Origin of the sequence: Psychrobacter sp. UBA5136 (assembly GCF_002414005.1) — a bacterium.
GTDB lineage: Bacteria > Pseudomonadota > Gammaproteobacteria > Pseudomonadales > Moraxellaceae > Psychrobacter.
The window spans coordinates 32,564-47,771 of sequence record NZ_DHYG01000067.1 but is presented as its reverse complement, the minus strand read 5'-3'; the positions used below and the strand labels follow the sequence as shown (position 1 = coordinate 47,771).

At 44.5% G+C, this 15,208-nt stretch carries 14 protein-coding genes; 10 read left to right on the top strand and 4 right to left on the bottom strand.

Annotated elements, in window-relative coordinates:
• Nucleotides 1-63: 63 nt before the first annotated feature.
• The 3 genes from B4240_RS11310 to pdxA form a co-directional block, all read right to left on the bottom strand.
• The gene (locus B4240_RS11310) at nucleotides 64-789 is read right to left on the bottom strand and encodes a fimbrial biogenesis chaperone (protein WP_296239279.1); all 726 of its coding nucleotides are present in this window, start codon (nucleotides 787-789) and stop codon (nucleotides 64-66) included.
• 77 nt (nucleotides 790-866) lie between these two features.
• On the bottom strand, nucleotides 867-1,400 hold the full coding sequence (locus tag B4240_RS11305) for a fimbrial protein (RefSeq protein WP_296239277.1): 534 nt from the start codon (nucleotides 1,398-1,400) through the stop codon (nucleotides 867-869).
• Between the two features lie 482 nt (nucleotides 1,401-1,882).
• Nucleotides 1,883-2,977, bottom strand: coding sequence for a 4-hydroxythreonine-4-phosphate dehydrogenase PdxA (gene pdxA / locus B4240_RS11300; protein WP_296239275.1), 1,095 nt, complete (start codon nucleotides 2,975-2,977; stop codon nucleotides 1,883-1,885).
• Nucleotides 2,978-3,322: 345 nt separating this feature from the next.
• Between pdxA and dnaB the strand changes: the two genes are divergently transcribed.
• The 3 genes from dnaB (at nucleotide 3,323) to argF (ending at nucleotide 7,162) form a co-directional block, all read left to right on the top strand.
• Nucleotides 3,323-4,726, top strand: coding sequence for a replicative DNA helicase (gene dnaB, locus B4240_RS11295; protein ID WP_296239274.1), 1,404 nt, complete (start codon nucleotides 3,323-3,325; stop codon nucleotides 4,724-4,726).
• A gap of 190 nt (nucleotides 4,727-4,916) precedes the next feature.
• Complete coding sequence (gene alr / locus B4240_RS11290) at nucleotides 4,917-6,041, top strand: alanine racemase (protein WP_296239272.1); 1,125 nt, start codon at nucleotides 4,917-4,919, stop codon at nucleotides 6,039-6,041.
• Between the two features lie 197 nt (nucleotides 6,042-6,238).
• Complete coding sequence (gene argF / locus B4240_RS11285; RefSeq protein WP_296239270.1) at nucleotides 6,239-7,162, top strand: ornithine carbamoyltransferase; 924 nt, start codon at nucleotides 6,239-6,241, stop codon at nucleotides 7,160-7,162.
• 305 nt (nucleotides 7,163-7,467) lie between these two features.
• Here the strand turns inward: argF and rpiA are convergent, their stop codons facing one another.
• On the bottom strand, nucleotides 7,468-8,127 hold the full coding sequence (gene rpiA / locus B4240_RS11280) for a ribose-5-phosphate isomerase RpiA (RefSeq protein ID WP_296239269.1): 660 nt from the start codon (nucleotides 8,125-8,127) through the stop codon (nucleotides 7,468-7,470).
• A 357-nt stretch (nucleotides 8,128-8,484) separates the two neighbouring features.
• Between rpiA and ilvA the strand changes: the two genes are divergently transcribed.
• The 7 genes from ilvA (at nucleotide 8,485) to B4240_RS11245 (ending at nucleotide 15,193) form a co-directional block, all read left to right on the top strand.
• A complete protein-coding gene (gene ilvA / locus B4240_RS11275) occupies nucleotides 8,485-10,038 on the top strand; it encodes a threonine ammonia-lyase, biosynthetic (RefSeq protein WP_296239267.1) in 1,554 nt (517 codons plus the stop codon).
• Between the two features lie 263 nt (nucleotides 10,039-10,301).
• The gene (locus tag B4240_RS11270; RefSeq protein WP_296239265.1) at nucleotides 10,302-10,742 is read left to right on the top strand and encodes an RNA-binding S4 domain-containing protein; all 441 of its coding nucleotides are present in this window, start codon (nucleotides 10,302-10,304) and stop codon (nucleotides 10,740-10,742) included.
• A 219-nt stretch (nucleotides 10,743-10,961) separates the two neighbouring features.
• On the top strand, nucleotides 10,962-11,459 hold the full coding sequence (locus tag B4240_RS11265) for a low molecular weight protein-tyrosine-phosphatase (protein ID WP_296239263.1): 498 nt from the start codon (nucleotides 10,962-10,964) through the stop codon (nucleotides 11,457-11,459).
• A 93-nt stretch (nucleotides 11,460-11,552) separates the two neighbouring features.
• Nucleotides 11,553-12,713 carry a UDP-N-acetylmuramate dehydrogenase gene (gene murB / locus B4240_RS11260; protein ID WP_414707127.1) on the top strand — a complete coding sequence of 387 codons (1,161 nt, stop codon included), beginning with the start codon at nucleotides 11,553-11,555 and terminating at the stop codon, nucleotides 12,711-12,713.
• Nucleotides 12,703-13,476, top strand: coding sequence for a YdcF family protein (locus tag B4240_RS11255; RefSeq protein WP_296239261.1), 774 nt, complete (start codon nucleotides 12,703-12,705; stop codon nucleotides 13,474-13,476). The genes murB and B4240_RS11255 overlap by 11 nt, the downstream gene beginning before the upstream one ends.
• Before the next feature lie 286 nt (nucleotides 13,477-13,762).
• Nucleotides 13,763-14,095 carry a cbb3-type cytochrome oxidase assembly protein CcoS gene (gene ccoS, locus B4240_RS11250; RefSeq protein WP_296239260.1) on the top strand — a complete coding sequence of 111 codons (333 nt, stop codon included), beginning with the start codon at nucleotides 13,763-13,765 and terminating at the stop codon, nucleotides 14,093-14,095.
• A gap of 114 nt (nucleotides 14,096-14,209) precedes the next feature.
• The gene (locus B4240_RS11245; protein ID WP_296239258.1) at nucleotides 14,210-15,193 is read left to right on the top strand and encodes a sulfite exporter TauE/SafE family protein; all 984 of its coding nucleotides are present in this window, start codon (nucleotides 14,210-14,212) and stop codon (nucleotides 15,191-15,193) included.
• Nucleotides 15,194-15,208: the final 15 nt, after the last annotated feature.

The following is a 15,208-nucleotide window of genomic DNA, read 5'->3' as shown; positions in this document are numbered from 1 at the left end:
GCCACTTTATTGAAAATATAATTTCTCTTTGAGATGACTCAATTTGAATAATAAAAACAAGACTTACTTAATCTTATGAGTGACTCTTCCGCCATAATCATTAATGGTGGTAAACGTCATATTTTGTGTATTAGAGCTTTTTAATAGAACGCTCTGTTCAGAAAAAGGCTTTAGCATCAATCCTTCTGACAAAATATCAATGGTTTTGCCTGCGTTCTCTTGGGTAATAGAGGTGATTGTTATATAAAAAGGAGTTGGATTTTTGGCTAGGAGATTAGAACCTGTGCTGCTCCACTGAATTTTTTCAGGAGCTAGAACAACATCTTGTTTTATACCGCTAGGACGATAAAACAACTTGATACGTGAGCGAACAGCTAATTGTAAGAAATTATCAGGAGCTGCTGTTTTGTCTTGTGCTGAAGGTTTTGGTGGTATATCTAATACGTTTAACCAAAACAAGCTTTCTTCTGTCTTACTTAATGTATTCACGGTAGGCAAACTCATGATACGTATAAATTGACTTTTTTCCCCCTCCACACGTGAAATAGGTGGCGTAAGAATAAAAGGCGCTTTTGATTGATCAGGGGTTGAATTTGGATCACCTTCATCAATCCATACTTGGACCAAAGAGGGGTTTTTTCCATCATTACTTAATTGCAGCGTAACCTCACGCGCATCAGAAGGATAAACCGCACGTGTCCCATGAATAATAATTTCTGCATGAACTAAACTGATAGGTGTTAGAAGTGTGATTAAACAGATTTTATAAAACAGCTGTTTTACAGACATAAATTTCTCTCTACCTAAAATTAAAAAAAAGAGCTAGGCCTGTTACTTCTCCTAGCTCTTTTTAATCTAGTAAAAGATTACTGATAAATAATTGTATATTTTACAGTTGTTGCAACACTACCAGGAGTTGAAGCACCAGTAGCATAGTACTGTGCATAGTAGTTAAGATCTGCTGAACCAGCACTGCTTACATCTACTAATTGTGAGTTAGTCTGTACACCACCAGCACCTGCAGCTAATACTGGAATAACAGCATTGTTTGAACCTAGCAATTGGACCTGAACATTAGTGGCTGTTCCAGTCGCGTTGTTTAAACGACCAGTATTGAAATCAACAGTTGCACCGGGCTCGAAATAAGTCGCAACTTTACTACCAGCTGTACAATCAGTCAGATTAATAGTAAATGGCGTGCGACCTGCAACATCACCAGTGTTTGCTAATACTTGCTGAGAAACCGTAGGAAGTGTGACTGTGAAATCTTTACCTTGTGCGCTATTAACCGTACAAGTCTTGTCTGTTACCTGACCATTGATTGTAATAGTACCATCAGCTGCAAAAGCAGTAGAAGTTGCTAATACTAATAATGGAATCGCTAATAAAATCTTTTTCATAGTTATTACCCTCGAAATTATATTTGTAACTTTAGATCAAGGTATTTTACTTAAAATATATAAATAAGTAAACATTGGTAATAACTTATCTATTTTCATTAATTAACAAGTATATGATATTAAAGGAAAATATTTATTTCATTACTAGAAATAGGGCTTTTTTCCTAATTTACTGATTAACAAAAGTTTATTAATATACCCTAGAAAAAACCGTTTAAACCATTAAATATGCCGTTCGTCCTATACATTATTGACATAACAGAAATAATGTGCGCATACAAAATTAATCTAAGGTTCTAATATGGGTATATCCCAAGGGAACCAGTCATTTCACCCTCTAAACCTATTAACAGACTACTTAAAACAGACTGTTAATAGGGAATCACTTTTATTAGACCGTGTCTAATGACTCATAAATAGCCATCATTCACACTAAAGTTGCCCAATCAATACTGCGTGACAAATGCCGCTAAGGCACTAACTTATGCAAGAGGTCCATTAACAAGCGATTTATCTGCCATCTCATTAGCCATCAATAATGCTTGGTATAAGCTGGTCGCACTTGCACCCCCTCGCCCTGCTAAATCAAGCGCTGTACCATGATCAACCGAGGTACGAATATAAGGCAACCCCAAGGTAAGATTGACGGTATCGCCAAAGCCGTGCGATTTGAGCACTGGCAAACCTTGATCATGATACATAGCAATCACTGCGTCACAATTCGCCAAATGCCTTGGGGTAAATAAGGTATCCGCTGGCATCGCCTCTGATATATCGACCCCTGCATTGATAAACTCTTGCAGCACGGGATTGATAATCTCAATTTCCTCAGTGCCTAAATGCCCGCCCTCGCCTGCATGAGGATTGAGACCACAGACCAATATACGCGGCTGGCTTAAGCCAAATTTCTCGTGCATATCGTCAATAACAATTTGCACCGTTTGGCGTACATTATCAGCAGTGATGGCAGCAGGGACATCTTTTAGTGCTAAATGGGTGGTGACAAGCGCCACTTTCATCGCTTGATTAGCAAGCATCATCACGACTTTCTCACAGCCACTTTGCTGCATAAAAAACTCGGTATGACCACTAAACATGGTGCCATCGAGCAGTTTAATATCGGCATCTATTAAGGCAGATTTTTGCAATGGACCTGTGACGATAGCAGCAACTGTCTTGTTGATCGCTAACTTATGGGCGATGTCCAATTGCTTGGCAACCATCGCCGAATTGCGCGTATTAATTTGCCCGCAGACAACTGGTTCAACACAAGGCGTATTTAGCAAAATAAACGCATTATCATTATTAGCATTAGTATCAGTTTGCTGTGATATTTGCTCTATAAAATTATCGGCTGCTATGTCTAAATCGACCGTTTTCCAAGTCGGACAAGTCTTTAATACCCCTGCTTTGACAAGCACACTTACGCGCGTCTGCATCGCTTCACTATCGGCAGTGATCCAAATTGGACGGGCAAAATCTTGCAGTTTACCCTCAGCTGCCAGCATCAGCACGATATCCATACCGATACCCGCCGGCTCACCCGTTGTGATTAATAATGGCAATTTTTTTTGCATAGTGAAAACATCCTATTGTGACATTAAGATTTTGATTTATTTATATTTTTTATTAGAAAAATCAATTTTCATCGTTAAGTCTAACCTTAAACATTCTAGCTCATCAAAGACGGTGTTTTTATAGATAATTACTTATAACGTCCGAAAAAAGGGCAGAATGTGTTAAACTTTCGCCTTTCATTGTAGCATTTACTAGCAAGCATTGAGACCACGTTTGGTACCTCTATCATAACTGTGCGTCGCCTTTGTTTTGTTGCATCATTACTAAAATAAAAACCTTACCACATACCCATCTATACCTTTTTTATAGCATTTTTATACCGACTTTTGACACATTAGGCACCCATGGCAGACAACGAAAAAACCGACGACTTACTCAATCAGACACCGCCGCACAATATCGATATTGAAAAGGCTTTGTTGGCGTCTTTGATGAGTATTGAAGAGGCGTACGATAAAATTGCAGATATCGTCACCAAAGACGATTTTTATGCGGGGCGGCACCAGTATATTTTTGATGCGATTGCGCATTTAGCAGCAGTCAATGAACCTTACGATACGGTCATGGTGCATGATTGGTTGGAGGCACAAAAACTGCTAAAAAGCGCGGGCGGTGACAGCTATTTGGCCGATATTTTGAGCCAAAGTCCCGCTACCTTGTTTAACTTAACCGCTTACGCCCAGCGCGTACGTGAACTCTCGACCTTGCGCCAGCTGATTACCACGGGTAATGAGATGCTAACCCTTGCCTACAATCCAAAAGACCAAACGGTCAGCGATATTTTGGACAATGTTGAGGGCAAAATTTTTAGCATTAATGAGCAGCATAACAAGCGCGCAGAGCAACGTGGCCCCGTTGGTATTACCTCGGTGTTGACCAATGTCATTGATAAAATTCAAGAGTTAAAGTCAAACCCTGACGGCATGATTGGCTTGCAAACGCCATTTGTTGAGTTAAACAATAAAACCCAAGGTTTACAAGCGGGCGATTTGATTATCGTTGCGGCGCGTCCGTCTATGGGTAAAACCACCTTTGCGATGAACTTGGCAGAAGGCATTTTATTTAACGAAGATTTACCCGTGGTAGTATTTTCAATGGAGATGCCAGCCGAGTCCATCGTCATGCGTTTACTATCGTCTTGGGGCGCGATTAATCAGACGCACCTGCGTTCTGGGCAAATGAACGAAGATGAATGGGCAAAAATGATGAATGCCATTCAGCATTTGCAATCTAAGCATTTGTATATCGATGACAGCACGGCCCTGCCGCCATCAGAGCTGCGTTCGCGCTGCCGCCGTATTGCCAAAAACCATGACGGCAAACTTGGTGCTATCGTCGTCGATTATCTACAATTAATGAAAGTACCGAGCCTTGACGGCAACCGCGTGGGTGAAATCTCGGAGATTTCTCGCAGCTTAAAAGCCTTGGCTCGCGAGCTTGGCTGCCCCGTCATCGCTTTATCACAGCTTAACCGCAGTCTAGAAAACCGTCCTAATAAGCGCCCTATCATGTCGGATTTGCGCGAGTCGGGTGCGATTGAGCAGGATGCCGATTTGATTATGTTTATTTATCGCGATGAGGTTTATAATGAAAACTCAGACCACAAAGGCGTGGCTGAAATCATCATTGGTAAACAGCGTAACGGCCCTATTGGTACCATACGCTTGGGCTTTGAAGGACAATTTACCCGCTTTATCAACTTGACGCCAGAATACTATCAAAACGTCAGCTTTGAAAATGATGAGTAATCGGCTGAGTAAAGAATAAACCAAACGAACGTTACGCTTAATCAGCAATTACCCATAAAACTAGCCAGTGCGTCATCAGCCAAATTGATGACGCACTGGCTTTATTGCTTTACCACGTGACTCGTAAAACCATTTGATTGATTAAACCGTTTTACTAATAAAAATAACTTTGCTAATAAAGAAGGCCATTATGCGTACCATTACAATTAAGCCAGCCGCCATCACTCATAATTTGGCTCAAGTTAAAAAACTGGCGCCAAAATCCAAAGTTCTGGCTATGGTCAAAGCCAATGCTTACGGTCATGGCGTCGCAGCCGTCTTGCCAGCATTGCAAAATGGTGAGCAACAGGCAGATGGTATCGGTATTGCAACCTTGATGGAAGCATTGGAAGCGCGGCAATTGGGCTGGCATAAAACCATCGGACTTATTGAGGGCGCATTTACCAAGGATGAGTGGCAGCTAGCGATCCAGCACGATATTAGCTGCGTGATTCATCATGAGCCGCAACTGATATGGGCATTAGAAAATACTCCGCCTGCTACTAGCGCCACTCGAGTGGTTTGGCTGAAATACAATACTGGCATGAACCGTCTAGGCTTTAACGACCAAACGCTTATTCCAGCAGCCAAACGCTTGCACGAAGCCGGTTATCAGCTTATTTTGACCACCCATTTTGCCAATGCCGATGACCAAAATCATCCACTAAACACCATTCAAATCCAGCGCTTTAACGATATGCTGCATATTTTAAGAGAAACCATCAGCAGCGATATAAAAGGCTCTTTGTGCAACTCGGCGGGTATTGTCAATTTCCCCGAGCATCATCACGATTGGGTACGTCCGGGCATCATGCTCTACGGCAGTACACCTGTCATTGACAAAAGCGCCCATGATTTGGACTTACAGCCAGCGATGGAATTTAGCGCGCAGATTATTGCGCTACAAACGGTCAACGCGGGTGACGGCATCGGCTATGGCAGCCGCTGGACAGCTGCGCAAAATACTAAAACGGCATTGGTCAGTATCGGATATGGCGATGGTTATCCACGGGTGATTGATAATAATGCTTACGTTTTAGTCATCGATGCCAAAAATTACCAACGCTATCCATGCGCGGTAATCGGACGAGTAGCCATGGATATGATTGTCATTGATGTCAGCGCTGTTCCAGAAAGTGCGGCTTTAAATAGCAAGGTGATATTGTGGGGTGATGCGCCGCACGTCGATGAAGTCGCCGCCCATGCTGGTACGATTAGCTATGAGCTGCTATGCCGCCTAAGCGCGCGGCCAAATCGAAAAATGGCAGAGTCATAATCGCTAGAGTGTAAGGTAAGGACGGTTTGCCAAACGGGCGAAGCACTGCTGAAGCATGGCAAATTGGACATTTACATTAAGCCCAATTGCGCTATACTAAAAGTTTGTTGTCGCCCCAGTACATGCATTGACGCGATATGATTGCTGACTGACAACGTAACATTTTTCATCGATTGTGATCGACTGCTAGGATTACTATGAGTTTGCGCCATTTTTTGACCTTATCTGATTTAACCAAACAAGAACTAGAAAACCTCATCAAACGCGCTTGTGAATTGCGCAAAATGCAACACGCTGGCGAGATTTATCAGCCCTTTGTTGGGCGCACGCTTGGTATGATTTTTGAGAAATCATCCACCCGTACGCGTATCTCATTTGAGACTGGCATGGGTCAGTTTGGCGGCAGTGCTATCTTTTTATCACCAAATGACACCCAGCTTGGTCGCGGTGAGCCGCTAGAAGACTCCGCTCGCGTTATCTCAAGCATGGTCGATATCATTATGATTCGTACCTTTGGGCACGAAAAAGTTGAAACCTTTGCTGAATACTCAAGCGTTCCTATTATCAACGCCCTAACCGACGAATTCCATCCATGCCAGCTGCTTGCCGATATGCAGACGTATTATGAGCATCGCGGCAGTATCGAAAATAAAATCGTTACTTGGGTTGGTGATGGCAACAATATGTGCGCCTCCTACATGCAAGCCGCCAATCAGTTTGGCTTTGAGCTACGCGTCGCCGCGCCCTACGGTTTTGAGCCTGACCCTGAGCTGATGAAACGCTTCTCGCATTGCGTGAGCTTGGTCGAAGATGTACAAGAGGCAGCAAAAGATTCAAACTTAATCGTCACCGATGTATGGGCAAGCATGGGACAAGAGTCCGAACAAAACACTCGCGCCCGTCGTTTTGCGCCCTATCAAGTCACGCCATCACTGCTTGATAAAGCCGACCCTGAAGTGGTGTTTATGCACTGCTTGCCTGCGCATCGCGGCGAAGAAATCTCCCACGATATGCTCGATGATCCGCGCTCAGTGGTTTGGGACGAAGCGGAAAACCGCTTACATGCGCAAAAAGCCTTGATGGAATTTTTATTAAAAGACAAAATTAAGCTACCTGCCTAAAAATATAGTACTCTAATGTGAAAAAGATACAGCGAGGCTGGGATGAATTTTTTGCAGCCTCTGTTGACGTAGGCACAGCAAACAAGAAAAATTTACCCCAGTCTCGCGTTATTAAATAATGTATTTATTTTATTTAGCATCGACTATAAGCTGTTAAAAAGCACAACTTGAGATTTTGCTAAACCAGTAGGTATAAAATTAACAGATACAAAAAAGGCAGCGCATATTTTAATGCCCTGCCTTTTTTATGGTTTACGGTTTATTGATTACGGCTTTATTTAGCGTAAACCTAATCCATTTACAATTTATCGCGTCAAAGTCGTCACGCCATCATTGCCCGCTCTAAGCAATACATCGGCTTGGTTGGCGGCAAAAATTCCATTACAAACCACACCAACGATATTATTTAACTCTTGCTCAAACGCTAACGGATTACTCACATCCAAATCATAGGTATCTAAAATCACATTGCCATAATCAGTGACAAAGTCTTCACGATAAACAGGCTCACCGCCTAATCGGGCTAGCTGCCTTGCCACATACGAGCGCGCCTGCGGTAGCACTTCAATCGGTACGGGAAACTCGCGCCCCAAGCATTGCACACTTTTGCTTTCATCAACCATGCAAACAAACTTATTGGACGCTGCGGCGACTATTTTTTCACGCGTTAGCGCGCCGCCGCCACCTTTAATCAATTGCAAATGCTCATTTACCTCATCAGCGCCATCGATATAAACATCAAGCTGACCGGCAAAGTTTAAATCGACGATGTCGATACCCAAGGCGCGCAGCTTATCTTCGGTGACCTGTGAGCTTGCAACCGCGCCAGCAAGTCTTAACGTCGGCAGCAGCTCAATCAGACAGTTGACCGTACTGCCCGTCCCTACCCCAAGTATCATGTCATCTTCGATATAGCGGAGGGCAGCTTTGGCTGCGGCTTGCTTTTGTGCTTGCTGATCACTCATCATAAATCCTTGGAAAAATAAACGTATCACTTTGAGACAGGTAAAACGATAAAAGAAGTAAAATGCGCGCTTATTATAACCGATGGCTTTATAGGATGTTAGCGTAAATCCTATTCTAAATACTCATTATCTCTTCTCATTGCAATCATTACAAAAACTCCCTACTGCGCAGTCCCCACAAATTTGCAATTGTGTCTTGCAAGATAGTGAAAATCAGCATAGGCTAATCTATTTCGTTTTTGTGCTTGGTTTATGGCGATTTATAGCTACTTATCTTATGTAGCTGGCTAGTTATAAATACCTACTTTTAAACCATTTGCACTTTTTCATTTATCTTCACACTGTTTAGGAATCATTATGCTGTCACACTGGGTACGAGCCATCTTGCAAGCCACCGTTTATGACGTTGCCATTCAAACACCACTTGAAGCTGCTCCAAAGCTGACCCAGCGTTTTGCCAATGATATTCGATTTAAGCGCGAAGATTTGCAACCGGTTAAATCCTTTAAATTGCGCGGTGCGTATAATCGTATTAGCCAGTTGAGCGATGCGCAAAAAGCGCGCGGCGTCATTTGTGCTTCGGCAGGTAATCATGCGCAAGGTGTTGCCTACTCTGCCCGTAAGCTTGACTTGAATAACATCATTGTGATGCCAACCACCACACCGGATATTAAAGTCGATGCGGTACGCGCGCTGGGCGGTAACGTCGATTTGCATGGCGACAGCTTTGATGAAGCAAATCGCTATGCAATCAATCGTGCTGAGACGGAGGGCTTAACCTTTATTCCGCCTTATGATGATGAATTGGTCATTGCCGGACAAGGCACTATTGGTCTGGAATTAACCCAGCAGTGGCGCAACATGGATTATGTTTTCGTTGCGGTGGGCGGCGGTGGTTTGGTTGCTGGCGTGGCGGCATTTCTAGGTGAAGTAGCGCCGCATGTTAAAGTCATCGCGGTCGAAGCAGAACAATCCGCTTCTCTTAAAGCGGCACTTGAAGCCAATGAGCGCGTCAAGCTTAAGCAAGTTGGCTTATTCGTTGATGGCGTGGCCGTTGCCCAAATTGGCGAATTGCCTTTTGAGGTCGTACGGATGCAAAAAAGCGATGCCTCAGGTCCCTTAGTCGAGACTGACGTTGTTACCTGTACAAACGATGAAGTCTGCGCGGCAGTAAAGGATATCTTTGAAGAAAACCGTAGCATCGTTGAACCTGCCGGCGCCTTGTCCGTTGCGGGCATGAAAAAATATATTGAAGCCAATAATTTACAAGGTAAAAACTGCGTTGGTATCATCTGCGGCGCCAACATGAACTTTGACCGTCTGCGCTATATCGCTGAGCGTACGGAGATTGGTGAGAAAAAAGAAGCGATCTTTGGCGTGACCATTCCTGAGCAAACGGGCGCTTTCTTAAACTTCTGCCGCAGCCTGCATGGCCGTAACATCACTGAGTTTAACTACCGCGCTGATAGTAAAAAATCGCCAGACTCGATGGAGCCTGCGTCAATATTTGTCGGTATCGCTCTAAAAGAAGGCGAGAAAGAGCGTCAAACGATTAGCGCCCAGTTGGCAGCCGATGGCTATCAAGCACATGATTTAACCGATGATGATATTGCCAAATCTCATATTCGTTATTTGATTGGCGGTCATGCCCATGTCGAAAATGAGCAGTTATTAAGTGTGGTTTTCCCAGAACGTCCGGGCGCACTGCTAACTTTCTTAGAAAAACTGGGCGATGACTTTAATATTACCTTATTCCATTATCGCAATCATGGTGCCGCTGAAGGTCGTGTATTGGTTGGCTTACAAGCCTCTGAGGGCAACTCTCGCCAGCTACAAGATGCGCTTCTTGATATTGGTTATGACTGCACCATGCTCAATGGCAATATCGGCTATCAGTTGTTTTTAAAGTAGGTTTTTAAAACAAACTCTAAAAACAAATTTTTAGCAATAACGATGACAGCACAATGACAACATAGGGTAAGCGGCTTATTTAACTAAAATTGGCCGCTTACTAATATTGAGGGTCCTATGGCATGTACCGAGGTCTTATTGGCTTTAAACTTTCTATTTATCTATACGAGCCGCTTTTTAATGACTTTAATCGCTTAGCGCTCTTTTAATTCCCAAAAAAACCACCATTATTATCTTAGTTTATTGATATTTATGAGGTTTTGATGAGTAAACACAATAAAAACCACAATCAGCCGAGCCATAGCCAACCAGATACGGTGCGTATGCGGCTTGATAAATGGTTATGGGCCGCACGCTTTTATCGCACCCGCACCCTTGCTAAAGAAGCCATCGAGAGCGGACGCGTCCATTACGCTGGGAGCCGCGTAAAAACCAGTAAAGAGATTGCCGTTGGTGATGAACTCAGTATTCGCCAAGGCTCAGCCACCGCGATGACTGAAAAAACAGTGATTGTCGAAGCGCTAAGCGCACAGCGTGGTAACGCGACGGCCGCCCAAGTGCTGTATTCTGAGACTGAGGAAAGCGTAGAGCGCCGCGCCTATTATGCCGAACAGCGCAAACTTGCCAATCTTGCCCGTCCTGATAATAAACCCAATAAAAAAGAGCGTCGTGATTTGCAGCGCTTTAAAAGCAAGCAAGACTAAAGGCTGCGAGGTTTAACAGCTTGCTATTATTGACTGCTTTAGCAGCTTGCTATCATTGACTGCCTAGCGTGACCCTGTTGTTTTACCTCTACCCTTGCCATTCACCGTATTAACCGTTACGCTGACAGCCCATTAATTTACTCGATAACATGCTAAGCAACCGCATTAACCATGCTGGTCTTGATAGCATGTTTTTTTGTTGTGATAAAAGGTCATTATATGCCAATTAAAGCGTCTACTCCTTCCTCTGTTCTAGTGGTTTGTTTGGGCAATATTTGCCGCTCCCCAACTGCCGAAGAGATTTTCCGTCAGCAAGCAGCGATTGCTGGACTGGCGATGAAAGTGGATTCGGCAGGGACGGGAGACTGGCACATCGGTCATGCGCCAGACGAACGTGCGCAGCGCCATGCCAAAGCCCATGGTTATAACATCAGTAAATTGGTCGCGCGCCAAGTAAGCGCTGATGACTTCCGCAATTTTGATTTGATTTTGGCGATGGATGCGCAAAACTTAGCCGACCTAAAAGCCATCAAAGACAGCATCAGCGATACAGAGGGCAAACTTGCCAAACTGGCGCTATTTAGCGAAGAAGATCCGACTTACGGCGGCGATGATGTGCCAGATCCTTATCAAGGCGACGCCGATGATTTTGAAGAAGTGATTGAACGGATCGAATCTAGTGCCCAAGCTTGGATTGAAAGCTGGAAAACCGCTTAGCGATAAAGCGTTATATTTCTGCACCTTTACGCCCTGTATCCTTTATAATAAACGCCGCATTACTTTTTGTTTATTTGCCCCATAGGCTATGTTATGACCTCAGCTTTACGCCTCGATTCTAATGCACAACCTACGACATCAACCAAACTAGCGGATGACTTACCGCAAGTTCAGTCAGCCGATTTGTCCCATAATGATTTGTCCCATAGCAATACTATGGCTCTGTCATGTATAGCAGATGAGGTCGTCATGCTAACGGATGAGGCGCAACTTGATGCCTTTATGGCAAACTATGTAAAAGAGGCGTCTAATAAGCCGTTATTTGTACTCTCGGGCGGCAGCAATGTTCTATTACCGGCGCAATTAAACACTATCGTCTTACGTCCGCAAATGCGCGGTGTCACTGTGACTGCGCAGACAGACCGTCACGTCGATATCGAGGTAATGGCGGGTGAAAACTGGCATGACTTGGTGCTGCATACGGTGGCTAAAGGTTGGTATGGACTTGAAAATCTGGCATTGATACCGGGCCTGACGGGCGCGGCGCCCATACAAAATATTGGCGCTTATGGTGTGCAATTAGAAGATTGCCTGCAGTACGTACGGGCTTATCACCTGCCAACCCAAACTTGGCATCATCTAACAGCAGCAGACTGCGAATTTGGCTATCGCGACAGTATTTTTAAACGCGCGCCTAATACGTGGCTAATCAGCCGCGTGGGTTTTCGTTTACATACTGATGCTAGCAGAATCCTTGCCAGCTATGGCGATGTGCAAACGGTTGCGCAGCGCTATGCTAGAGAGCAAGGGCGCAGTCAGCCTACTCCCGCTGACGTCATGCAGGCAATTATCGATATTCGCCAGCAAAAGCTGCCCGACCCCAAACAGCTCCCCAATTGCGGCAGTTTTTTTCAAAACCCTATTATTCCGCAAGCGCAATTTACCGCGCTACAAGCGGCTCATCCTAGCATCGTTGGCTATCCAATGCCTGACGCCACAGTTAAAGTTGCAGCTGGTTGGTTAATTGAACAGGCTGGACTGAAGGGTCATGGTCTGGCACCGATTGTCACCCATCAACAGCAAGCGTTGGTGCTGACCAATCACAGCCCATATCAAGCAACGCAAGCAGATGTGGCAAAGGCGCAGCAGCATATCGCGGCTATTGTATATAAAAAATATGCGATTCAATTGTCGCGCGAGCCAGTGTGGGTAAATGCTGACGGCTCTATCGGATATGATGAGCATGTGGTCTAAGCGATCATGGTCTAGGCGCTTATGGCGCTCTTACTTACGTTCAGCTGAGCGGATGATAAAGCTGTTTCGTATTATCAATGCCACCTTTTTACTTGGCTCAACGGCGGTTATTCTCGTCCTTATCAGTTTATTTACCCCGCTATTTTCACAAGCGGTAGTGTATATCTTGGGTCATTTACCTTTGCCAAAAGTGCCGCCAGCCGCCATGAGCTCTCCGCCAACTGCTTATGTGGTCTTAGGCGGCGGTCTGACCAATGACAATAACAATCAAACTATCCTCAATAGCTATAGTCTCAATCGCGCTCGTACGGCGGCAACTGCCTATCACGATTTGCCGCTGCCTATCGTCCTCAGTGGTGCTGAGGCGCCTTGGCTCGGTCAATGGCTTATCGACCATGGTATTGATGGTTTGATTAGCGAAAATGCCAGCATGAATACCTGCGAAAATGCCCGTTTTACCGCCAAGCGTATTCCTCTGTATCATGTTTATCTTATCACTGATAGCTACCATATGGCGCGAGCAAGAAGGCAGTTTGCCCTAAACGGTATCAATAGCACACCGATCAATGCTCCTTTACCGGTGCAGCGCGATTGGATGGAGCCGGCGCAAAATTTAAGCCATTCGCGGCGCGCGGTTTATGAAATCGCCGCTTACTTACGTGATGTGATACGCCCGCAAGCAAACTGTCGTCATGCCAACGATGTGACCTCGCAGCAGCTGTTAACCCCTAGAGGCAACGTCGTCAAGACGCCTACTGAATAGCGTCAATTTGAAAGCTATCGTGGATTCACTTTAAAACAGATATAGAGGCAACTGGGATAAATTTTTTTTCGTAGCCTCTGTGATAGCAACAATCAAGGAAAATTTATCCCAGTTGCATATAACGGTTAACGTATCGATTTTATCTTGAACTGACTGTACTAACCTGCCATTGCCACATTTATCTTACTGTGGCTTTATCTGCCCGCTCACCATTGGACGCTATAGACCATTTATGGCACTTGCGATAAGTGTATAATATAAGAAACGGCTATTTAAGAGGTTTGCCATGCTCAGTATGTTTTTATTAATTCCCTTAAGCTTAATGCTGTTCGTGGTCGCCATTTGGGCAGTGCGCTATGCGGTCAAATCAAACCAATTTGAAGATTTAGACAACGCCTCACAGCGTATAATTTTGGATGACCGTCAAGAACGTCGGCAGATAATTCAAGCTCATGAGCTTAGCGAACAGGCGCCTCAAACCAATGATACGGCTGCAAATGACAAGGTCGATGTCAGTATTGATAAGGGTATGGTTGATAACAGCATTGTTGATACGTCTAATAGTGATTCAACTCACGCGGATATCGCAACGGTTAAACAAACAGATAACGACAAATAAAGACGCAAAAATGCAGCCTTTTCTATCTCACTTATGCGTGTTTACCTTAACTCTTTTCGTTAAATAAAATGTTAAGGCAAGTCCGCTCTTTCCTCATTTTAGGAGTTACGCCCCATGACCACAGCTTTACTTGTTGCGGCATTATTTATGGGATTTTTTGGTTCACCGCATTGTTTAGGTATGTGCGGCGGTCTGGTCGCGGCATTTAGTTTATCGATGAAAGATGTAAGCCCTGCTAAACGCCGCGCTTTGATAGCCACTTATCATTTCGGGCGCTTAAGCAGTTATGCATTTTTGGGTCTAATCGCTGGATTAGTTGGTACAACTGTACTTGCACCTTTAATGACCAGCAATAATATACCGCGTATTTTACTCGGCTTGGTACTGGTGTTTGTTGGGGTCACGATGCTGGGCGCCCCATTTTTGGCCAAGCTTGAGCGCGTCGGTATGCGCTTTTGGCAGTTTCTCAGCCCGCTGCGACAAAAAGTTTTTCCGCTGAATACCTTTCCACGCGCCTTAGCAGCAGGCCTGTTATGGGGCTTTCTACCTTGCGGTTTGGTTTATGGCGCTCTACTGATTGCCGTTGTTGCGCACAACCCACTAGGCGGCGCGGTATTGATGTTTGTTTTTGGTTTAGGAACCGTACCGATGTTAGTTGCTACCCATGAAACAGTTGGTTGGTTGCGAAAGCACATTGGCCGCATGCGTTTAAGACAAATTAATGGCGCTATCATGGTTGTATCTGGCTTAGCGGTTGCTTTTGCTCCTATCGCAATGTCTAGCCTGCATGGTGGGCACGGCGGCGCTGGTCATCAGCACGGACAAATGAATCATGACAGCCACTCTGCTATGATGGCAGATGGCGATGATTCCTCTGAAGCAACAGCGACCACAGCCCATCATAATATGAACCACATGAATCACGAGATGACGCCTGTTACGCATGACATGAATGATATGAATAATACGATGGATCACAGTATGCATAATATGGAATCTAATGCGGCTCACGACATGAATCGCAGTATGAACCATATGACAGATGAGCAAGAAATGAATAGCCATCATCACGAAGCTATGCCAGAATCTTCTCAGTAGCAGTATAAAACTCAT

Coding starts and splice junctions, on each gene's coding strand:
- B4240_RS11310 (WP_296239279.1), bottom strand. CDS start 789: ATGTCTGTAAAACAGCTGTTTTATAAAATCTGTTTAATCACACTTCTA.
- B4240_RS11305 (WP_296239277.1), bottom strand. CDS start 1,400: ATGAAAAAGATTTTATTAGCGATTCCATTATTAGTATTAGCAACTTCT.
- pdxA (WP_296239275.1), bottom strand. CDS start 2,977: ATGCAAAAAAAATTGCCATTATTAATCACAACGGGTGAGCCGGCGGGT.
- dnaB (WP_296239274.1), top strand. CDS start 3,323: ATGGCAGACAACGAAAAAACCGACGACTTACTCAATCAGACACCGCCG.
- alr (WP_296239272.1), top strand. CDS start 4,917: ATGCGTACCATTACAATTAAGCCAGCCGCCATCACTCATAATTTGGCT.
- argF (WP_296239270.1), top strand. CDS start 6,239: ATGAGTTTGCGCCATTTTTTGACCTTATCTGATTTAACCAAACAAGAA.
- rpiA (WP_296239269.1), bottom strand. CDS start 8,127: ATGAGTGATCAGCAAGCACAAAAGCAAGCCGCAGCCAAAGCTGCCCTC.
- ilvA (WP_296239267.1), top strand. CDS start 8,485: ATGCTGTCACACTGGGTACGAGCCATCTTGCAAGCCACCGTTTATGAC.
- B4240_RS11270 (WP_296239265.1), top strand. CDS start 10,302: ATGAGTAAACACAATAAAAACCACAATCAGCCGAGCCATAGCCAACCA.
- B4240_RS11265 (WP_296239263.1), top strand. CDS start 10,962: ATGCCAATTAAAGCGTCTACTCCTTCCTCTGTTCTAGTGGTTTGTTTG.
- murB (WP_414707127.1), top strand. CDS start 11,553: ATGACCTCAGCTTTACGCCTCGATTCTAATGCACAACCTACGACATCA.
- B4240_RS11255 (WP_296239261.1), top strand. CDS start 12,703: ATGTGGTCTAAGCGATCATGGTCTAGGCGCTTATGGCGCTCTTACTTA.
- ccoS (WP_296239260.1), top strand. CDS start 13,763: ATGCTCAGTATGTTTTTATTAATTCCCTTAAGCTTAATGCTGTTCGTG.
- B4240_RS11245 (WP_296239258.1), top strand. CDS start 14,210: ATGACCACAGCTTTACTTGTTGCGGCATTATTTATGGGATTTTTTGGT.